The organism is Microbacterium sp. (assembly GCF_046295495.1).
Taxonomy (GTDB): domain Bacteria; phylum Actinomycetota; class Actinomycetes; order Actinomycetales; family Microbacteriaceae; genus Microbacterium.
The window spans coordinates 1-18,716 of sequence record NZ_JBKBNC010000005.1 but is presented as its reverse complement, the minus strand read 5'-3'; the positions used below and the strand labels follow the sequence as shown (position 1 = coordinate 18,716).

At 72.4% G+C, this 18,716-nt stretch carries 18 protein-coding genes and 1 pseudogene; 14 read left to right on the top strand and 5 right to left on the bottom strand.

What is annotated here, in order from left to right:
• Positions 1-15: 15 nt before the first annotated feature.
• The gene (locus ACK4LS_RS03275; RefSeq protein ID WP_409713090.1) at positions 16-1,689 is read left to right on the top strand and encodes a cellulase family glycosylhydrolase; all 1,674 of its coding nucleotides are present in this window, start codon (positions 16-18) and stop codon (positions 1,687-1,689) included.
• A gap of 63 nt (positions 1,690-1,752) precedes the next feature.
• On the opposite strand, the gene ACK4LS_RS03270 is transcribed toward ACK4LS_RS03275, so the two are convergent.
• On the bottom strand, positions 1,753-2,550 hold the full coding sequence (locus tag ACK4LS_RS03270) for an alpha/beta fold hydrolase (RefSeq protein ID WP_409713087.1): 798 nt from the start codon (positions 2,548-2,550) through the stop codon (positions 1,753-1,755).
• A 56-nt stretch (positions 2,551-2,606) separates the two neighbouring features.
• Here ACK4LS_RS03270 and ACK4LS_RS03265 point away from each other — a divergent pair, with 56 nt between their 5' ends.
• The 6 genes from ACK4LS_RS03265 to ACK4LS_RS03240 all read left to right on the top strand — a co-directional run bounded on the left by ACK4LS_RS03265 (position 2,607) and on the right by ACK4LS_RS03240 (position 6,690).
• Positions 2,607-3,173, top strand: coding sequence for a mismatch-specific DNA-glycosylase (locus tag ACK4LS_RS03265; protein WP_409713084.1), 567 nt, complete (start codon positions 2,607-2,609; stop codon positions 3,171-3,173).
• Positions 3,170-3,601, top strand: a complete 432-nt coding sequence (locus ACK4LS_RS03260) for a DUF2809 domain-containing protein (protein WP_409713081.1) — start codon at positions 3,170-3,172, stop codon at positions 3,599-3,601. The genes ACK4LS_RS03265 and ACK4LS_RS03260 overlap by 4 nt, the downstream gene beginning before the upstream one ends.
• Positions 3,602-3,833: 232 nt before the next feature.
• Positions 3,834-4,130, top strand: coding sequence for a DUF1905 domain-containing protein (locus ACK4LS_RS03255; protein WP_409713078.1), 297 nt, complete (start codon positions 3,834-3,836; stop codon positions 4,128-4,130).
• A 4-nt stretch (positions 4,131-4,134) separates the two neighbouring features.
• Entirely contained in the window at positions 4,135-4,596 is a 462-nt protein-coding gene (locus tag ACK4LS_RS03250; protein WP_409713075.1) for a prepilin peptidase, read from the top strand.
• Between the two features lie 311 nt (positions 4,597-4,907).
• A complete protein-coding gene (locus tag ACK4LS_RS03245; protein WP_409713071.1) occupies positions 4,908-5,936 on the top strand; it encodes a YihY/virulence factor BrkB family protein in 1,029 nt (342 codons plus the stop codon).
• Positions 5,929-6,690: an NAD(P)H-hydrate epimerase gene (locus tag ACK4LS_RS03240; protein ID WP_409713068.1), complete on the top strand. Its 762-nt coding sequence runs from the start codon at positions 5,929-5,931 to the stop codon at positions 6,688-6,690. The genes ACK4LS_RS03245 and ACK4LS_RS03240 overlap by 8 nt, the downstream gene beginning before the upstream one ends.
• Positions 6,691-6,715: 25 nt before the next feature.
• Here the strand turns inward: ACK4LS_RS03240 and ACK4LS_RS03235 are convergent, their stop codons facing one another.
• Complete coding sequence (locus ACK4LS_RS03235) at positions 6,716-7,471, bottom strand: glutamine amidotransferase (protein ID WP_409713065.1); 756 nt, start codon at positions 7,469-7,471, stop codon at positions 6,716-6,718.
• Positions 7,472-7,540: 69 nt separating this feature from the next.
• Here ACK4LS_RS03235 and ACK4LS_RS03230 point away from each other — a divergent pair, with 69 nt between their 5' ends.
• The gene (locus tag ACK4LS_RS03230) at positions 7,541-7,768 is read left to right on the top strand and encodes a response regulator (protein ID WP_409713062.1); all 228 of its coding nucleotides are present in this window, start codon (positions 7,541-7,543) and stop codon (positions 7,766-7,768) included.
• Complete coding sequence (locus ACK4LS_RS03225; protein ID WP_409713059.1) at positions 7,765-8,409, top strand: CYTH domain-containing protein; 645 nt, start codon at positions 7,765-7,767, stop codon at positions 8,407-8,409. The genes ACK4LS_RS03230 and ACK4LS_RS03225 overlap by 4 nt, the downstream gene beginning before the upstream one ends.
• Before the next feature lie 99 nt (positions 8,410-8,508).
• Here the strand turns inward: ACK4LS_RS03225 and lpdA are convergent, their stop codons facing one another.
• Together lpdA and ACK4LS_RS03215 are read right to left on the bottom strand one after the other, a co-directional pair.
• The gene (gene lpdA, locus ACK4LS_RS03220; protein ID WP_409713056.1) at positions 8,509-9,906 is read right to left on the bottom strand and encodes a dihydrolipoyl dehydrogenase; all 1,398 of its coding nucleotides are present in this window, start codon (positions 9,904-9,906) and stop codon (positions 8,509-8,511) included.
• 9 nt (positions 9,907-9,915) lie between these two features.
• Positions 9,916-10,563, bottom strand: coding sequence for a copper resistance protein CopC (locus tag ACK4LS_RS03215; protein WP_409713053.1), 648 nt, complete (start codon positions 10,561-10,563; stop codon positions 9,916-9,918).
• Between the two features lie 270 nt (positions 10,564-10,833).
• Between ACK4LS_RS03215 and ACK4LS_RS03210 the strand changes: the two genes are divergently transcribed.
• From ACK4LS_RS03210 to ACK4LS_RS03200, 3 genes are all read left to right on the top strand, one after another.
• Positions 10,834-11,322: an FHA domain-containing protein gene (locus ACK4LS_RS03210; RefSeq protein WP_409713049.1), complete on the top strand. Its 489-nt coding sequence runs from the start codon at positions 10,834-10,836 to the stop codon at positions 11,320-11,322.
• Entirely contained in the window at positions 11,322-12,008 is a 687-nt protein-coding gene (locus ACK4LS_RS03205) for a MerR family transcriptional regulator (RefSeq protein WP_409713046.1), read from the top strand. Before ACK4LS_RS03210 ends, ACK4LS_RS03205 begins: the two co-directional genes overlap by 1 nt.
• Before the next feature lie 95 nt (positions 12,009-12,103).
• Complete coding sequence (locus ACK4LS_RS03200) at positions 12,104-12,649, top strand: MerR family transcriptional regulator (protein WP_409713043.1); 546 nt, start codon at positions 12,104-12,106, stop codon at positions 12,647-12,649.
• Positions 12,650-12,881: 232 nt separating this feature from the next.
• On the opposite strand, the gene ACK4LS_RS03195 is transcribed toward ACK4LS_RS03200, so the two are convergent.
• Complete coding sequence (locus tag ACK4LS_RS03195; protein ID WP_055835478.1) at positions 12,882-13,694, bottom strand: ParA family protein; 813 nt, start codon at positions 13,692-13,694, stop codon at positions 12,882-12,884.
• A 68-nt stretch (positions 13,695-13,762) separates the two neighbouring features.
• On the opposite strand from ACK4LS_RS03195, the gene ACK4LS_RS03190 reads away from it, so the two are divergent.
• The gene (locus ACK4LS_RS03190) at positions 13,763-17,170 is read left to right on the top strand and encodes a pyruvate carboxylase (RefSeq protein ID WP_409713038.1); all 3,408 of its coding nucleotides are present in this window, start codon (positions 13,763-13,765) and stop codon (positions 17,168-17,170) included.
• Between the two features lie 46 nt (positions 17,171-17,216).
• Positions 17,217-18,716, top strand: a pseudogene (locus ACK4LS_RS03185) (hypothetical protein); the annotation flags it as partial.

Sequence of the window (18,716 nt, the reverse complement as noted above, 5' to 3'; positions counted from 1 at the left end):
ACCGCGGAGGTGCGGATGTCCGGATGGCGCAAGCGGTGGTCGGCGACGCGCCGCGCACTGGTCCGCACGGCCGCGGTCGCGGTGATCGCCGCGCTGGCGGCGACCGGTTTCGTCGCGGCCCCGGCCCCGGCGGCGTCGGCGGCCCCCTCGCTCCCGGGCTGGCTGTCGACGCGCGGCTCCACCATCGTCACCTCCGCGGGGACGCCCTACACGATCAAGGCCGTCGCCTGGTTCGGCATGGAGACCTCCAACTGCGCGCCGCACGGCCTGTGGTCGATCTCGCTCGACGAGGGCATGCGCGCCATCGCGGGCATGGGCTTCAACGCGATCCGTCTGCCGTTCTCGAACGAGTGCCTGGCGGCGGGGTCGACGAATTCCATCAACGGCTCGGCCAACCCCGCGCTCGTCTCGCTCAGTCCGCTGAAGCTCATGGACGCCGTCATCGCCCGGGCCAAGGCCTACGGGCTGTCGGTGATCCTCGATCGCCACCGCCCTGACTCGGCCGCGCAGAGCGAGCTCTGGTACACCGCCCGATACAGCGAGAAGCGCTGGATCGACGACTGGAAGAAGCTCGCAGCCCGCTACAAGACGGAGTCCGCCGTGATCGGCGTCGACCTGCACAACGAGCCGCACGGACCGGCCTGCTGGAACTGCGGCGATCCCGCTCGCGACTGGCGCGCCGCCGCGACGCGCGCGGGCAACGCCGTGCTGTCGGTCAACCCGAAGCTGCTGATCGTCGTCGAGGGCGTCGAGCGGCAGAACGACGGGTCGAGCACGTGGTGGGGCGGTGGCCTCCGGGATGCGGGATCCGCGCCGGTGACCCTGTCGGTGAAGAACCGCGTGGTCTACTCCCCGCACGACTACCCCGCGTCGGTGCACCAGCAGTCGTGGTTCACCGCGGGCAACTACCCGGCGAACCTCGAGGCGATCTGGGATGCCAACTGGGGCTACCTGGTGCGCAAGAACATCGCCCCCGTGTTGCTCGGCGAATTCGGCACGAAGCTCGAGACCGCCAGCGACAAGGCGTGGCTCAAGACGCTGGTCTCCTACCTCGCCAAGACGAAGACGAGCTACGCGTACTGGTCGTTCAACCCCAACAGCGGCGACACCGGCGGCCTGCTCACCGACGACTGGCGCACGCTGCAGAAGGCCAAGCTCGCTGCTCTCCGGCCCATCCTCACGCCGGTGTCCGTGCCGGCGCCCACGCCGACGACATCGCCCAAGCCCACGACGTCGCCCAAGCCCACGACGACCCCGAAGCCCACGACGTCGCCCAAGCCCACGACGACCCCGAAGCCCACGACGTCGGCCAAGCCCACGACGTCGCCGAAGCCGACCGCGTCGACCTCTCCGCGGCCCACGAGCGCGCCGAAGCCGTCTTCCGGCACCACCACGAAGCTGTCGGCCACCTGGGTGCCGCAGAGCTCGTGGGGCGAGGGGTACGTCGCCGAGCTGAAGCTCACCGCCGGGGCCGCCGTGAAGACGTGGACGGTGTCGTTCGAGGCGCCCGGCACCACCGCCGTGACCAGCGCGTGGGGGATGTCGTGCCGGATGAGCGGCACGACCGTCACGTGCGCCGGCAGCGATTGGGCCGCGACCCTGACGCCCGGCCAATCCATCCGCGTCGGACTGCAGGCCACGGCCACCCGCGCCCCGTCGTCGCCGAAGCTCGCCGTCTCCGCCTCCTGACGAGGAGCGTGCGAACAGCAGCGAGGTCCCGAACGACCCGGCGGTCTCGCCGGGCGTGACGCGTCAGCGGTCGCGGCTCAGGAACTCCAGGCCCGTCTCGCGGAAGCTGCGCGACCCGGGGGCGTTCACGTGGTGGCGCCCGGGGATGTCGGCGAACTCGCCGCGGGGGAGCAGACCCGCCAGGTGAGCCGACTGGTCGTGGATGGGGTCGTCCGTGCCCGTCGCGATCAGCACCGGTTGCTGCGGGGGAGACGCCGGGTCGGGGTCGGTCTCGCCGAGGCGCATGCCCTCCGCGATCGCGACGAGAGCGCGCAGATCGTTGCCCGGCACGCGCTCGGCGAGCGAGACGTAGCGCTGGGTCGTGGCATCCTGCACTGGCTCACCGTGGTCGAGGAACGCGCGCGCCTGATCGACCTGCAGGCGCGCCAGCGGACGGCCGTCGGGGATGCCGCCCAGCACCGCGCGCTCGACGTGCTCGGGGGCGTCGACGGCGAGCTGCCAGCCCACGCGGCCGCCGAGCGAGTAGCCGAGGTAGCGCACCTGGTCGACGAGATAGGTGTCGAGCACCGCGACGAGGTCGGAGACGAGCGTCGGCATCGTGTACGCCGCGGCCTCGTGCGGCTTGTCGCTGGCTCCATGCCCGCGCTGGTCGACGGCGATCACGCGGAACCCGGCGCGCAGCAGGTCGCGCACCCACCCCGTGTTGACCCAGTTGTCGCGCGTGCTCGATCCGAAGCCGTGCACGCACAGCACGGCCGGAGCCTCCGGGTCGCCCCACGTGTAGGTGGCCAGGCGCACGGTGTCGCCGACGATGACGAACTGCGCGGGGGGAACCTCGGTGAGGGCGGGAACGGCATCCATTCCTCCGATCCTGGCAGACGCGCACCCCCGGCTCGGGTAGTGGTCATAGTGGTCTCATGGGTTTCACGCGCGCCGAGCTGGAGTCGTACCGGGATGCCACCATCCCCGACCTCGTGGAGCCGGGTGTGCGGCTCCTGTTCGTCGGCATCAACCCGGGGTTGTGGACCGCGGCCACCGGCACCCCGTTCGCGCGCCCGGGCAACCGCTTCTGGCCGGCGCTCGTGCGAGCGGGGATCCTTCCGCGGCCGCCCGCGTACTCGGCGCCGCTCGGGCCCGACGACCGACGCCTGATCTTCGACGCCGGCCTCGGGGTGAGCAACCTCGTGGCCCGCGCGACCGCCCGCGCCGACGAGCTCGGGGTCGACGAATTACGAGGCGGTGCCGACGCGCTCGTCGCCCGCGTGGAGCGGTGGCGCCCGGCGGCCGTGGCCGTGGTCGGGCTGACGGCGTACCGGCAGGGGTTCCGCCGCCCGAAGGCGCGCGCGGGCCGCCAGGACGAGTCGATCGCCGGGGTGCCCACGTGGGTGCTCCCCAACCCCAGCGGCCTGAACGCCCACGACACCGTCGACTCGCTCGCCGCCGCGTACGCCGAGCCGGCGCGGGCGGCCGGGGTTCTCACGTGAGGGAGAGGCGGCTCGCGGCACTGGTCGCCCTCGGTGTCGTCGTGGTCTCGGGCCTCGCCGTGCACGCGCTCGGCCCCGCCGGCTCCGCGACCGACATCACCGGAGACGCGCTGTACGCGGTGGCCGCGTATGCGGGGCTCGTGCTGCTGTTCCCCCGATGGCGCCGGCTCGTCGTCGGCGCGGTCGCCGCACTGTGGTGCGTCGGCGTGGAGCTCCTGCAGCTGACGGGTGTCCCCGTGGCCCTGGCCGACCGCTTCCCGCCGATCGCGCTGGTGCTCGGCTCCGGCTTCGACGCACGGGACCTGCTCGTCTATCTGTGCGCGGTGGGGGTCACGGTGGCCGTCGACCGGGTCGGGGTCGCGCTCGCGGCGCGGACGGCGACGAACCGCGGAGGTCCGCGCGCGAAGCCGCCCGAGCCGCCCGGCTGACGTCTGCGCGCCCGCCCGGGCCGGACTCCGGAGTTCCGGTCCGCGGACGCGTGCGCGCCGCGGGGAAGCGGCGGCGGTGGGCGATTCCTCCGGAGCCCGGCCCGGGTGTCGTGCGGTCGGACGGGCGCCGAGGGCGCCGGGCGGAGGCAGGGTCACGGCTCCTCCCCGGGGAGGACGGACCGGGGGTGTCGGTGGGGCGCTGTACCGTGGCGGGCGACGAGAGGGGCATCGCGTGATCGTGCAGTTCGAGGCAGACGTCTTCCGCTGGGACGCCCGCAGCGACAGCGACTGGTACTTCGTCGCCCTGCCCCCCGAGCTCAGCGACGACATCCGGGAGACGCAGACGCAACGACGCGGTTTCGGCGGCGTGCGGGTCGACGCGGTGATCGGGGCGACCACGTTCCGCACCTCGATCTTCCCGCAGGCCGGTGGCGTCTACGTGCTCCCGCTCAAGCGTGCCGTCCGCGACGCCGAGGGCATCGTCCCCGGAGCGACCGTCGTGGTCGAGCTCGCCGTCCTCGACGCCTGAGCGGATGCCGGGTCCCCTCGTCGCAGCCTTCGCGCTGTTCGCGGTGGTGAGCGTCGTCCTGGCCGTCGCCGACGTGCGCACGCACCGGGTGCCCGACGCGGTGGTCCTTCCCGCGGTGGCCGTGGGCGTCGCGCTGCTCGCCGCAGCGGCCGGCGAGCGCGGCGAACCAGTCCGCATCGCGGGCGTCTGCCTCGGCGCCGCCGGCGCGTTCGCCGCGTGCCTGGTCGTGCACCTCGCCCGGCCGTCGGCGTTCGGCGGGGGAGACGTCAAACTCGCCGCCCTCGTCGGCGCCCACCTCGGGTGGTTCGGACCGGATGCCGTGGCATCCGGTCTCGCCCTGGGTTTCGCGGCGGCGGGGGTCGCGGGTCTCGGCGTGGTCGCGGCCGGCGCGCGCCGCGTCGAGCTGCCGTTCGCGCCCTTCCTGCTGCTCGGCGCCTGGGCGCGCGTGGTGACCGGGCCGTGGTGACCGGGCCGTGGTGATGGGCCCGTGGTGACCGGGCCGTGGTGACCGGGCCGTGGTGACCGGGCCGTGGTGACCGGGCCGTGGTGATGGGCCCGTGGTGACCGGGCCGTGGTGACCGGGCCGTGGTGATGGGCCCGTGGTGACCGGGCCGTGGTGACCGGGCCGTGGTGACCGGGCCGTGGTGGCTGGGGCCGGTCCCCGCGCGGGGTGCCCCGTCGTCTGCCGCTCGAGGGGAGGGGGCGGCCGCCCTGTCCCGCGGCGCGCGGGTGGTCAAGCCCGCGGGGCACGATCCGCCGCGTCGATACGCTGACCCCATGGCCGCCCTCATCCGTCGTGTCACCGCGTGGGCTCTGTCGCTCCGCCTCGTGCGCGCCTTCCTCGTCTACTCCAACGCCCGCGGCCCGATGCTCGCCGACAGCGTGACCTACCGCACCCTGTTCAGCCTCTTCGCCGGCGTCCTGCTCGGGTTCTCCGTCGCAGCGCTCTGGCTCGCCGGGAACCCGGCGGGCCTCAGCGCCCTCGTCAACGCGGTCAACGGCGTCGTCCCGGGGCTCGTCGGTTCGAGCGGCCTGCTCGACGTGAGCAAGCTCGACGCACCGGCGGGTTTCACCCTCGCGGGGGTCATCGGAACGGTCGGTCTGCTGGGTGCCGCGATCGGGGCCGTCGGGTCGCTGCGGTCGGCGCTGCGGCAGATCGCCGGCGTCGCCACCGACGACATGCTCATCGTGTGGGTGCTGCTGCGCAACCTCGCCCTCGCGATCGGCATCGGCGTCGCGCTGGCCGCGGCGGCCGCGGTGACGTTCCTCGCCACGGCGGGACTCACCTTCGTCCGCGATCTCCTCGGCGTCTCGGCCGACTCCTGGGTCACCGCGGTCATCACGTGGCTCGTCTCGACCCTCGTCGTGCTTGCGCTGGACACGGCGGTCGTGGCGGCCGCGTTCGCGTTCCTCTCCGGCATCCGCGTCGAGCGCCGCACGCTGTGGCGCGGTGCCCTGCTGGGCGGGGTGGGCCTCGTCGTCCTGCAGCAGCTGTCGGGGTTGTTCGTGGGCGGAGCCACCAACAACCCGTTGCTGACGACCTTCGCCTCCGTCGTGGCCCTCCTGCTGTGGCTGAACCTCTCGAGCCAGGTGATCCTCATCGCGAGCGCCTACATCACGGTCAGCAACGAACAGGACCGCGACCGCGTCCGCGCGAAGTACGGGGCCGCCACCCTGGTGCAGTTCCGGGTGAGTCGGGCCGAGAAGGCGGTCCGCGCGGCGACGGGCGAGCTCGACGCCGCGCGGGAGGCCGAGAAGAAGGAACGCGAGTCGGTGGCCGCGGCGGAGGCGGAAGCCGGTGACTGAACCCGCCCCCCTCCCGGCTCGCGGCTCCGTCGCCGCGTACTCCGCCGACGCGGTCCGCGCGGCCGAGGCGCCCCTCCTCGCCGAGGGGAGGCCCCTCATGCGATGGGCGGCATCGGCGCTCGCGGACATCGCCGCGGCCGAACTCCGGTCCCGCCCCGGACCCGTCCTCGTGCTCGTCGGCGCCGGAGACAACGGCGGCGACGCCCTCTTCGCCGCCGCGGATCTCGCGCGCGGAGCAGACCGCGTCGACGTCGTCCTCGTGCGCGACCGCGTGCACCGGGCCGCTCTCGACGCCGCGGTGGCGGCGGGAGCCCGGGTGCGTCCGGCGTCGGAGGTGTGCGCGACGATCGACGACTACGCGCTCGTGCTCGACGGCATCCTGGGGATCGGCCGTCTGCCCGATCGCCGCCTGCGTGGCGGTGCGCGTGCGATCGTGGAGTGCGTCCTGGCTCGCGAGCGGCGCCCGCGGATCATCGCGGTCGATCTGCCCAGCGGCCTCGATCCCGACGACGGGTCGGCGGATGCCGCCGTGCTCCCCGCCGATGTGACCGTCACGTTCGGAGCCCTCAAGGCCGGTCTCGTGCGTGGGCGCGGGCCCGAGCTCGCCGGGCGCGTGCACGTGGTCGGTCTCGGCCTCGAGCCCTTCCTGCGCCTCGCGCATCCGGTGCTCACGGCGGCCGTCGACGTCATCCGGGTGGATGCCGTCCGCACGCCGGAGTCGGCCTCGACGCCGTCCGCGCCGCCTCGCTCGTGACGCTCGGCGCCGCCCGCCGGGGCGCTCAGCGCGCGTAGCGCTCGACGAACGTCCGCAGCATGCGCGCCGGTGCGTCCACGGGAGCCCGCCGCACCGCGGTCAGCGTGAGGTCGAGCTCGTCGGGGGCGAAGTACCCGTAGGCGGCGTACGCGTGGATGCGGGTCACGATGCCGTCGAGGTCGAGCTCGGGATGGAACTGGGTCGCGTAGACGTTGCGCCCCACCCGGAACATCTGCACGGGGCAGGTGGTCGACGACGCGAGCAGCACAGCGTGCGGCGGCAGTGCGCTGATGGCCTCCTTGTGCCCGACGAAGGCCGGGAAGGTGGAGGGCAGATCCGCGGCGAGCGGATCGTCGCGTCCCTCGGGGGTCAGCGTGACATCGACGACGCTGATGGGCTCGGCGTAGGTGCCGTCGATCGGCGCGCCGAGGTGGGTCCCGAGTGTGCCGACGCCGTAGCAGGCGCCGAGGAACGGCGTGTCGCGCGCGACGACCTCGTCGACGAGCGCCGCCATCTCGGTCTCCACCCGTCGCTGCACCGCCGACTTGCGCTCGAGCGGGTCGGAGGCGTTGAAGGGGCTGCCCCCCACGAGGATGCCGGAGACCTCGTCGAGGTCGAGCCGGGGGAGCGGATCGCGCTCGAGCCGCACGCGCACGAGCCGCTCGGGTGGGAGGCCCGTGAAGCGCAGGAAGAGCGCGTACTCCTCGTCGGCCGGGCGATCCTCGGCGCGAGTGGCCAGGAGCACGAACGGACGATCGCCGGGCAGGTCCGTCGTGGTCACCCGAGCGATTCTAGGCGAGCACTGTCAAGGCAACCGGCCGCTTCGCAGACACCGGTCTACGCTGGCGTCATGGCTATTGCACGACTGACCGGAGGCCCGCTCGACGGGCAGATCATCCCGCTCGAGAACGACTCCGACGACACGCTGATCATGCCCTACAGCGAGGGCCAGCTGGTCTACCGCCGCGAGGGGGAGCCCACGAACACGGGCGAGTCCGACGGCCCGACGCAAGCCGTCTTCGCGTACGCCGAGGAGACCGAGGACATCAACCCCGACGCCGACGGACGTGACGATTGAGCGCAGCCCCGCACGGCGCGTCGAACGTCGAGGTCGAGGTCAAGTACGACGTCGACGACGACACGCCCCTGCCGGACTGGTCCTCCCTCCCGGGCGTGGCGCGCGTGGGTGAGCCCGAGTCGCGCGATCTCGACGCCCGGTACGTCGACACCGAGGCGGGCGACCTGTCGCGCGCCGGTGTCGCCGTCCGCCGCCGTCGAGGCGGCCCCGACGAGGGCTGGCACGTGAAGGGCCCCGCCGAGGGAGGCGGTCGTCGTGAGACGCAGTGGCCGCTCGGCGAGGTGTCCGACGACGACGCAGCCCCGGTGGTCCCCGAGCCGATCCTGGATGCCATCTCGGCCTGGGCTCGGCCGCCCTTCACGCCGCTCGCCCGCGTGCGCAACGACCGCACGGCCTACGCGCTCACCGACACCGCCGGTGCGGTGGTCGCGGAGTTCGTCGACGATCGCGTCCGCGCGCGCGACGAGCGCCGCGGAGCGGAGTCGGCCTGGCGCGAGTGGGAGGTCGAACTCGGTCCGGCCGCCCCGGCCGACGACGAAGGGCGTGCGGCGTTCTTCGCCGCCGTCGACGCGGCGGTGACGGCCGCGGGCGGCCGGCCCGCGGCATCCGGTTCCAAGCTCGCCCGCGCGCTCGGTCACTGAGCGCTCCGTCGGCGACGGGGCGGATTCAGCGACTCACGCCTCGCCCACGACGAAGGCCCACCCGGCGAACCGGGTGGGCCTTTCGCGTGAGAGGCGTGATCAGAGGTTGATCATGTGCCCCGCGAGACCGTGGAAGGCCTCCTGCAGGCCCTCCGACAGCGTCGGGTGGGTGTGCACGTTGCGCGCCGCCTCGAGGGCGGTGAGGTCCCACTTCTGCGCGAGGGTGAGCTCGGGCAGGAGCTCGGAGACGTCGGGGCCGATGAGGTGGCCGCCGATGAGCTCGAGCGTCTCGGCGTCGGCGACGAGCTTGATGAAGCCGACCGGCTCGCCGAGGCCGTTGGCCTTGCCGTTCGCGGAGAACGGGAACTTCGCGACCTTGATGTCGTGACCGGCGTCGCGCGCCTGCTGCTCGGTGAGGCCGAACGAGGCGACCTGCGGGTTGCAGAAGGTCGCGCGCGGCATATTGCGGTAGTCGCCCAGGGTCTGCGTCTCGGCATTGCCGATGGTCTCGGCGGCCACGACGCCTTGCGCCTCGGCCACGTGGGCGAGCTGCAGCTTGGCCGTGACGTCGCCGATGGCGTAGATGTGGGGGACGTTGGTGCGCATGTGGTCGTCGATGTCGATCGCGCCGCGCTCCGTGAGCTTCACTCCGGTCTTGTCGAGGCCGAAGCCGTCGACCTTGGGCGCGAAGCCGATCGACATGAGCACGCGGTCGGCGTCGATCGAACCGGTCGAGCCGTCCTTCGCCGTGTAGGCGACGGTGACCTTGTCGCCGTGGTCGGTGACGGAGTCGACCTTCGTCGAGGTGAGGATGTCGACGCCGTAGCCCTTGTACTGCTTCTGGATCTCCTTCGAGACCTCGGCGTCTTCGTTCGGCAGAGCGCGGTCGAGGAACTCGATGATCGTGACCTTCACGCCGTAGTTGGTCATGACGTAGGCGAACTCCATGCCGATCGCGCCGGCGCCGACGATGACGATGGAGGCCGGCAGCTCGCGGTTGAGGATCTGCTCCTCGTACGTCACGACGTTGTCGGAGAGGCTGACGCCCGGCAGCAGACGCACGGTGGAGCCCGTGGCGATGATGACGTTGTCGAACGTGACCTTCTCGGTGGAGCCGTCGGTCTTGGTCACGTCGAGCGTGTGGTCGTCGACGAAGGCGCCGCGCCCCTCGTACTCGGTGACCTTGTTCTTCTTCATGAGGTAGTGGATGCCCTTGACGTGACCGGCGGCGACGCTGCGCGAGCGGTCGAACGCCTTGCCGAAGTCGAAGGTGACGTCACCCGAGATGCCGAACAGGTCGGCCTTCGCGTGGAACGTGTGGGCGAGGTCGGCGTTGCGCAGAAGCGCCTTCGAGGGGATGCAGCCGACGTTGAGGCAGACACCGCCCCAGTACTTCTCTTCGACGATCGCGACCGACAGCCCCAGCTGCGCGCCGCGGACTGCGGCGACGTACCCGCCGGGACCCGCACCAAGAATGACCAGATCGTAATGAGGCATGGCTCCAGCCTATCGCCCGGCCGTGCCGCCGTCGGCGGTGTTCCGCCCCCCGCGCGAGGCGAAGACGTACACCAGCACGCCCGCCACGATCACCAGGGCGACCGCGAGCAGGATCCACGGCAGGGGAGAGGCCGCGGAGGCCTCGTCTGCGGGGGCGGCGGTCGGCTGATCGCTCGCGGTGGGGGCGGCCGATGCGGTCGTGGTCGGCGTCGCCGTCGCGGTGGGCGTCGCACTCGGTGTCGCGGTGGGGGTGGGGGCGGCCGCCGGCACCGTGAAGGCGAACTCGCCGTCGATGGGGTGCCCGTCGCTCGAGACGACGCGCCACTTGACGGAGACGACCCCGGATGCCGTGCCCGCGAGCGCCTGGGTGACGTCGGTGCCTGAGACCTGCGGTGCACCGTCGGTCAGGGAGGCGCCCGAGACGTCGGTGACCTCCACGACCGTCGCGCCGGCGTCGGGAAGGACGTCGGCGCTGTACGAGAACGTGATCTGCGGCGGGAGTGCGTCGAGCACGGCGTCGGCCGCGGGGTCGGTGGAGACCAGTTCGTCGTGCGCGGCGGCCGGCAGGGCGGGCAGCAGCGCGGCGGCCGCGGCGAGCAGAACGGCGGCCAGGACGGCGGGGAGGGTGCGCCGGCGCGGCGCCTCGGAGGAAGTCACTCTCCGACCCTAATGAGGGCCTCCGACATGGTGCCTGGGAACGCCCCGACGGCGCACGCGGAGCACGGATCCCGTCGAGGCGCGCCGACGGACTCGACACGACGGACTCCGGGTCGATAGGTTCGAGTGTCTCGTCGCCCGTCTCCGTCCCCCGAACTGCGGTGTCCGGTGTCGACGAATCAAGACACATCACGCCTCACCATGGCCTGCGCGAGGTCGGCCCCCGTTCGTCGCGGACCGATCGGTTATGGTGAATATGAAGGAGAAGCCGTGGACGAGACCAGCCGATTCGATCGAGACGAGATCCGACGCGCGGCCGACGCCGCTGCGCGGAACCCCTCGCACGACACGACCCAGACCCACGACGCCGACCTGTCGTTCGTCCCCTTCGGGGCCGATCTCACGGAGGCCGAGCTCGAGGCCATCGACGCCCTCCCCTCGGGTGCGGCTCTGCTCATCGTGCGCTCGGGTCCGACCACGGGAGCGCGCTACCTCCTCGACACCGACGTCACCACCGTCGGCCGTCACCCCGAGGCCGACCTGTTCTTCGACGACGTGACCGTGTCGCGCCGCCACGCCGAGATCATCCGCACGGGCACCTCGTTCGAGATCGTCGACCAGCGGTCGCTGAACGGCAGCTACGTCAACGGCGAGCGGGTGGACCGTTCCGCGCTCGTGAACGGCTCCGAGGTGCGCATCGGCAAATTCCGCTTGAACTTCTTCGGTTCGCCGGTCGATCTGCCCGCGGCAGAGCGTTGATGGCGGCAGCCCCCTCCCGTAGTCGTCAGACGGCTGCGGGGCTGCTCAGCATCGGTCAGGTGCTCGCCCGCCTGACACCCGACTTCCCGGCGCTCACCTCCAGCAAGCTCCGCTTCCTCGAGGTGCAGGGCATCGTCTCGCCGACGCGCACCGACTCGGGATACCGCAAATTCTCCCCGGCCGATCTCGAGCGCCTCCGCCTGGCGCTGACTCTGCAGCGCGATCACTACCTCCCGCTCGTCGTCATCCGCGACTACCTCGCCGACCTCGACGCCGGGCGCAATCCCGCGCCGCCCACGTCGATCCCGTCGATGACGTCGGTTCCCCGCCGGTATCGCCGCGAGGAGCTGCTCACCGCTGCGGGCGCGCGCCCGCAGCTGCTCAACGACGCCGTGAGCACGGGCGTCATCACCGCGTCCGAGACGTATCCCGAGCAGACGGTGGCTCTCCTGCGTGCCCTGGTCGCGCTGGATCGGCACGGCATCGAGCCCCGCCACATGCGGGCGCTGCGCCAGAGCGCCGAGCGCGAGGCATCCCTCGTCGAGTCCGCCCTCTCGGCGCTGCTGCGCCGCCCCGACACCGCATCGCGCGCCCGTGCGAGCGAGCTCGCACCCGAGCTCGCGGCGCGTCTCGACGAAGTGCGCACGATGTTCGTGCGCGACGCGATCGAGCGAATCCTGTCCTGATCGCGACACGCCGCGGCCCCGGGAGCGGATGTGATTGCCGGGGGACCCTCGCTGATCTAGCGTGGAAGCAACGAGCCGATGAGGAGGACGCGAGCATGAACGCTGGCGACGCACTCGGTGAACCCCGGTTCGCCACCGACCTCCTCTTCACCGACGGTCTTCCCCAGATGGACGACGACACCGGGTACCGCGGCGCCGTCGCCGCTCGCGCGGCCGGCATCACCTACCGGCAGCTCGACTACTGGGCCCGTACCGAGCTCGTCGTCCCCACCGTGCGCGGTGCGAACGGCTCGGGCTCGCAGCGCCTCTACGGTTTCCGCGACATCCTCGTGCTCAAGCTCGTCAAGCGCCTGCTCGACACCGGCATCTCGCTGCAGCAGATCCGCACGGCGGTCGACCAGCTGCGCGCCGCCGGCATCCGCGACCTCGCGGGCACCACCCTCATGAGCGATGGCGCCTCGGTGTACCTGTGCACCTCGAACGACGAGGTCATCGATCTGGTCAGCCGCGGCCAGGGCGTCTTCGGCATCGCCGTCGGCAAGGTCCTGCGCGAGGTCGAGTCGACGCTGGTCGACTTCGAGAGCGCGACGCCCGACACGGTCGACGAACTCGCCGCCCGCCGCGCCGCCCGTACCGCCTAACGCACGCTCACCCGCACTCCTCCGATCCCGGATGCCACGGCATCCGGGATTCTGCTTCCCACCGACGCCCGTGCCCCGTCCGCGCGCGCGGGTGGGCGGGTACCCCCGCACGTTCGTCCCCGCGACGGCGAGGCACTTGTGAGCGAGAGATCGGGCGCGGGCGCCCGCGGGGAACGAGAGACGCCGCCCGGCTGCACGGCAGCGGGACGGTGTCTCGACGCACGAGGAAGGCTCAGGCCTGCGGGGCCTCGTTCTCGACGGGGATGCGGCCGGTGCGCACGATCCGGTCGAGCAGGGCGTCGAAGTCGGCGGCGAGCTCCTGCGCCGAGTCGCCCGGCCACACGTGCAGGGGCTTGGCGGCGCCCTGCGCCTGCTGGAGCGACGTGCGCTCGGGGAGCTGGGGGTTGAGCACGAGCGGGCCGAACATGTCGCGCAGCTCCTTGATGCGGAACTGGTGCTCAATCGACTGCGGGCGCACGCGGTTGACCACGACGCCGAGCGGCTGCAGGCGCGGCGAGAGGCCGCGGCGGATCTCCTCGATCGCGCGCAGGGCGCGGTCGGCGGCGGCCACCGAGAACAGGCCGGGCTCGGTCACGACGACCACCCGGTCGCTCGCCGCCCACGCGGTGCGGGTGAGGGCGTTCAGTGACGGTGCGCAGTCGATCAGGACGAGGTCGTAGTCGGCCTCGATCGTGGCGAGGGCCTCCTCGAGCTTCCACACGTCGCGCACGCTCGGGTGGGGGCCGTCGAAGTTGATCGCCGACGGGCTGCCGATCAGAACGTCGATGGTGCCGGGGTGCACCTTGGCCCACCCGCTCGAGGTGATCGCCTGGCGCACGACCTTCTCTTTCGGGTTCGCCAGGACGTCGGCGATGTTGAGCCGACCGGCGACCTGGATGTCCATCCCGGTCGACACGTCGGACTGAGGGTCGAGGTCGACGACGAGAGTGCGAACGCCACGTGCGAAGGCCGCGGAAGCCAGCCCGAGTGTCACGGTCGTCTTGCCGACCCCGCCTTTGAGAGAGCTGACGGAGAGTACGTGCACGAGAGTCCACGTTACCGTCCCCTAGGCTGTGAGCACATTCAGCCCCGCCAGCTTGACGTGAGGTGCGCATGTTCTCAAAGATCCTGGTCGCCAACCGCGGCGAGATCGCCATCCGGGCGTTCCGGGCCGCGTACGAGGTCGGAGCGCGCACCGTCGCGGTCTACCCCTACGAGGACCGCGCCTCCCTGCACCGGTTGAAGGCCGACGAGGCCTACCAGATCGGCGAGCGCGGGCACCCGGTGCGCGCCTACCTCGACGTCGACGAGATCATCCGCGTCGCGCGCGAGTGCGGAGCGGATGCCGTCTACCCGGGCTACGGCTTTCTCTCCGAGAATCCGGAGCTGGCCGAGAAGGCCGCCGCGCACGGCATCACCTTCATCGGGCCGCCGGCCGAGGTGCTCGAGATGGCGGGCAACAAGGTCACCGCGAAGGAGCACGCGATCGCCGCGGGCGTTCCGGTGCTGGCATCCACCCCGGCGTCCGACGACATCGACGTGCTGCTCGCGCAGGCCGAGGGGATCGGCTTCCCCCTCTTCGCCAAGGCCGTCGCCGGCGGCGGCGGGCGCGGCATGCGTCGCGTCGAGAGCATCGGCGAGCTGGCGCCGGCCCTGGCCGAGGCCATGCGCGAGGCGCAGAGCGCCTTCGGCGATCCGCGCATGTTCCTGGAGCAGGCCGTACAGCGGCCGCGTCACGTCGAGGTGCAGATCCTCGCGGATGCCACGGGCGAGACGGTCCATCTCTTCGAGCGCGACTGCTCGGTGCAGCGCCGCCACCAGAAGGTCATCGAGATCGCCCCCGCCCCGAACCTCGACGACGCCGTGCGGCGGGACCTGCACCGCCACGCCGTCGCCTTCGCCCGTTCGATCGGCTACCAGAACGCCGGGACGGTGGAGTTCCTGCTCGAGACCGCGGGTCCGCGCGCGGGCGAGGTGGTGTTCATCGAGATGAACCCCCGCATCCAGGTCGAGCACACCGTCACCGAGGAGGTCACCGACGTCGACCTCGTTCAGTCGCAGATGCGCATCGCCGCGGGTCAGACCCTCGCCGAGCTCCACCTGCACCAGGACGACATCCAGCTGCGCGGCGCCGCGCTGCAGTGCCGCATCACGACGGAGGATCCCACGCAGGGCTTCCGCCCCGACACGGGGAAGATCACCACCTACCGCTCGCCCGGCGGCGCCGGCATCCGCCTCGACGGCGGCACGACCGCCGCGGGATCGCAGGTGAGCCCGCACTTCGACTCGATGCTGTCCAAGCTGTCGTGCCGGGGCCGTGACTTCCCGGCCGCCGTGGCCCGCGCCCGTCGCGCCCTCGCGGAGTTCCGCATCCGCGGCGTCGCCACGAACATCCCCTTCCTGCAGGCCGTGCTCGACGACCCGGCCTTCGTCGCGGGCGACCTCAGCACCTCCTTCATCGACGAGCGACCCGAGTTGCTGCGGGGACGCGAGTCGAAGGACCGCGGCACCAAGATCCTGTCGTGGCTCGTCGACACCACGGTCAATCGTCCGAACGGTGAGAACCCGCTCTCGATCGACCCGGCGACGAAGCTCCCGCGCATCGACCCGGCCGAGCCCGCCCCCGCGGGGTCGCGCCAGCGTCTGCGCGAGCTCGGTCCCGCCGGCTTCGCGCGCGCCCTGCGTGAGCAGACCGCCCTCGCCGTCACGGAGACGACGTTCCGCGACGCGCACCAGTCGCTGCTGGCCACCCGCGTACGCACGCGGGACCTCGTGCGGGTGGCGCCTTCCGTCGCGCGCACGACGCCGGGGCTGCTGTCGGTGGAGGCCTGGGGCGGGGCGACGTACGACGTCGCGCTGCGCTTCCTCGGCGAAGACCCGTGGGAGCGCCTCGACGCCCTCCGCGAGGCGCTGCCGAACATCGCGATCCAGATGCTCCTGCGCGGGCGCAACACCGTCGGCTACACCCCGTACCCCACCGAGGTCACCGACGCGTTCGTCGCCGAGGCGGCGGCATCCGGGGTCGACATCTTCCGCATCTTCGACGCGCTCAACGACGTCTCGCGGATGCGCCCCGCGATCGACGCGGTGCTGGCCACCGGAACGTCGGTGGCCGAGGTCGCGCTCTGCTACACCGGGGATCTGCTCGACCCGGCCGAAGACCTGTACACGCTCGACTATTACCTCCGCCTCGCCGAGCAGATCGTCGACGCGGGAGCGCACATCCTCGCGGTGAAGGACATGGCGGGGCTCCTGCGACCGGCCGCCGCGTCGCGCCTGGTGACGGCGTTGCGCGAGCGGTTCGACCTCCCGGTGCACGTGCACACGCACGACACCGCCGGTGGGCAGCTCGCGACCCTGCTCGCCGCCTCGGCGGCGGGCGCGGATGCCGTCGACGCGGCGTCGGCGCCGATGGCCGGTACCACCAGCCAGCCCTCGCTCTCGGCGCTGGTCGCCGCTCTCGCGCACACCGAGCGCGACACCGGCCTCGACCTGGGCGCGGTGAGCGACCTCGAGCCGTACTGGGAGGCCGTGCGGCACCTGTACCGTCCGTTCGAGTCGGGTCTTGCCGGTCCCACCGGCCGCGTGTACCGCCACGAGATCCCGGGCGGGCAGCTCTCGAACCTCCGCCAGCAGGCGATCGCCCTCGGTCTCGCTGACGACTTCGAGCTGATCGAGGACATGTACGCGGCCGCCGATCGCATCCTGGGGCGCGTGCCCAAGGTGACGCCGTCGTCGAAGGTGGTCGGCGACCTCGCCCTGCACCTCGCCGCCGTCAAGGCCGATCCCGCCGACTTCGAGCGCAACCCCGAGAAGTACGACGTCCCCGACTCGGTCGTGTCGTTCATGGCGGGCGAGCTCGGCGACCTCCCGGGCGGGTGGCCGGAGCCGTTCCGCTCCAAGGTCCTCGCGGGGCGGGAGGCCGGAGTCGGCGTCGCCCCGCTGACCGAGGACGACACAGAGGCCCTCGCGGGAGAGTCGGTGCAGCGCCGCGCACGCTTGAACGCCCTGCTGTTCCCGGGGCCGACGCGGACGTTCCTCGAGACGCGGGCGACCTACGGCGACCTCAGCGTGCTCGACACCGCCGACTACCTCTACGGGCTGCGCGCGGGCGGCGAGCACACCGTCGAGATCGAGCGCGGCGTGCAGCTGTTCGTGGGGCTCGAGGCCGTGGGCGACGCCGACGACAGGGGCATGCGCACGGTCATGACCACCTTGAACGGGCAGCTGCGTCCCGTGTTCGCGCGCGACCGCTCGATCGACGTCGAGGCGCGTCAGGCCGAGAAGGCCGACACGTCCAAGCCCGGTCAGGTGGCGGCGCCCTTCTCGGGCGTCGTCACGATCAAGGCGGCGCCCGGCGATCGGGTCGCGGCGGGCCAGACGGTGGCGTCGATCGAGGCCATGAAGATGGAGGCGTCGATCACCGCGCCCGTCGACGGCGTCGTGGATCGCATCGCGATCGCGGCCACTCAGCAGGTCGAGGCGGGGGATCTTTTGCTGGTGATCCGTCCCGCGCAGTAACCTGGGAGGGGGCGCTTTCGCGCCCTCTTCCCGTTTGGAGACTGCAGTGACCCCCGACCGCACCGATGCGAACCCCGACGAGAACGCCGAGCACGGCGTCCTCGACGAGAGCGGGAATCTCGACACGGCCAGCATCTCGATCCTCGGCGGACACATCGCGCAGGTCAACGTCGACCTCCCGGTGGCCCGTGACGACGACGACCTCGACGACGACGTGATCGAAGACGAGATCCCGTTCGAAGACACCGACCTCGCCGCGCTCGACGCCCCGCAGGAGTACCGCGACGAGCGTCACGACGACGACGATCGGCGACTCGCCGAGGCCGACGCCGAGACCGACACCTTCGCGCCCGAGACGGCCGACGATCACGTCGTCGACGAGCTCGCCACGGGCGACATCATCCTCGAGCCCCACGACGCGCAGCCGGAGGCCTCCGCCGGCGACGACCACGAGGTGCACGACGCCGACATCGTCGAGCACGAGCACGAGGACGCGGGCGATCACGAGGCGCATGACGACGGCTCGCCCGCCCCCGCGGATCCGCTCGACGAGCACGACGAGGGCGAGCGCGCCCACGACGCCTCCGTCGACGACCTGCACGACCTCGAGGTGATCGACGACGTCGAGCTGTTCGAGGCGGATGCCGCCGATCCGGTCGACGTGGATCACGACGCGCCCGCCCCGGTCGCCGAGCACGACGGTGCCCAGCGCGACGGCGACGAGCGCGACGGCGACGAGCCGGTCGACGAGGCACCGGTCGGCGGCGCGCGCGCCCACACCGAGCAGGACAGCACCGAGCGGTCCGACCTCGAGCAGTCCGACGTCGAGCAGGGCGATGCCGAGCAGGGCGATGCCGAGCAGGGCGATGCCGAGCGGGGCGACCTCGAGCAGTCCGACGCTGAGAGTTCCGCCCGCGAAGAGGCCCCCCACACGGTGCCCGACGACACGGTCGCCGACCACGCCGTTTCCGGCGACGCGCACCTTCCCGCTCCGCACGACGGCGGCGACGCGTCGCCTGACGCAGACGTGTCGCGCGGCGCCGACGCCGGCGCGCTCGACGACGCGCCGTTCGACGAATCGGGGGAGCGCGAGCAGCCCGAAGCGGCGTCCGCCGAGGACCCGGAAGCAGACGACACGGTCACTCAGGTGGCATCCGACGACGACGCCGAGCCGTTGACGCACGCGCCGTGGGTGCCCGCGGACGACACGACCACCGACGACAGTCGCGAGGTGCCGGTGGCGGGAGAGTCCGCCGCCCCCGCCTCCGACGCGCCCGCCACCGCGCCCGGCGAAGACGTGGTCGAGGCCGCGATCGACGAGGAGCGGGACGAGGATCCCGCACCCGCCTCCGCAGACGCCACGCCTGAGGAGCCCACCGTCCTGGTCGCGCGCGTCGTCGACGTCCCGGAGCGCACGGCCCCCGCGGCCCCGGCCGACGCCCCCGCCGGTGTCACCTCCGCCGCGTCGGCGGCATCCGCCCCCGCCGACCACGACACCGCGGGCGACGCCGGGACCCCCGCGTCACCCGCTACCGCGTCGCCCGCC

Coding starts and splice junctions, on each gene's coding strand:
- ACK4LS_RS03205 (WP_409713046.1), top strand. CDS start 11,322: ATGGCGGCAGCCCCCTCCCGTAGTCGTCAGACGGCTGCGGGGCTGCTC.
- ACK4LS_RS03270 (WP_409713087.1), bottom strand. CDS start 2,550: ATGGATGCCGTTCCCGCCCTCACCGAGGTTCCCCCCGCGCAGTTCGTC.
- lpdA (WP_409713056.1), bottom strand. CDS start 9,906: ATGCCTCATTACGATCTGGTCATTCTTGGTGCGGGTCCCGGCGGGTAC.
- ACK4LS_RS03245 (WP_409713071.1), top strand. CDS start 4,908: ATGGCCGCCCTCATCCGTCGTGTCACCGCGTGGGCTCTGTCGCTCCGC.
- ACK4LS_RS03190 (WP_409713038.1), top strand. CDS start 13,763: ATGTTCTCAAAGATCCTGGTCGCCAACCGCGGCGAGATCGCCATCCGG.
- ACK4LS_RS03265 (WP_409713084.1), top strand. CDS start 2,607: ATGGGTTTCACGCGCGCCGAGCTGGAGTCGTACCGGGATGCCACCATC.
- ACK4LS_RS03250 (WP_409713075.1), top strand. CDS start 4,135: ATGCCGGGTCCCCTCGTCGCAGCCTTCGCGCTGTTCGCGGTGGTGAGC.
- ACK4LS_RS03200 (WP_409713043.1), top strand. CDS start 12,104: ATGAACGCTGGCGACGCACTCGGTGAACCCCGGTTCGCCACCGACCTC.
- ACK4LS_RS03275 (WP_409713090.1), top strand. CDS start 16: ATGTCCGGATGGCGCAAGCGGTGGTCGGCGACGCGCCGCGCACTGGTC.
- ACK4LS_RS03230 (WP_409713062.1), top strand. CDS start 7,541: ATGGCTATTGCACGACTGACCGGAGGCCCGCTCGACGGGCAGATCATC.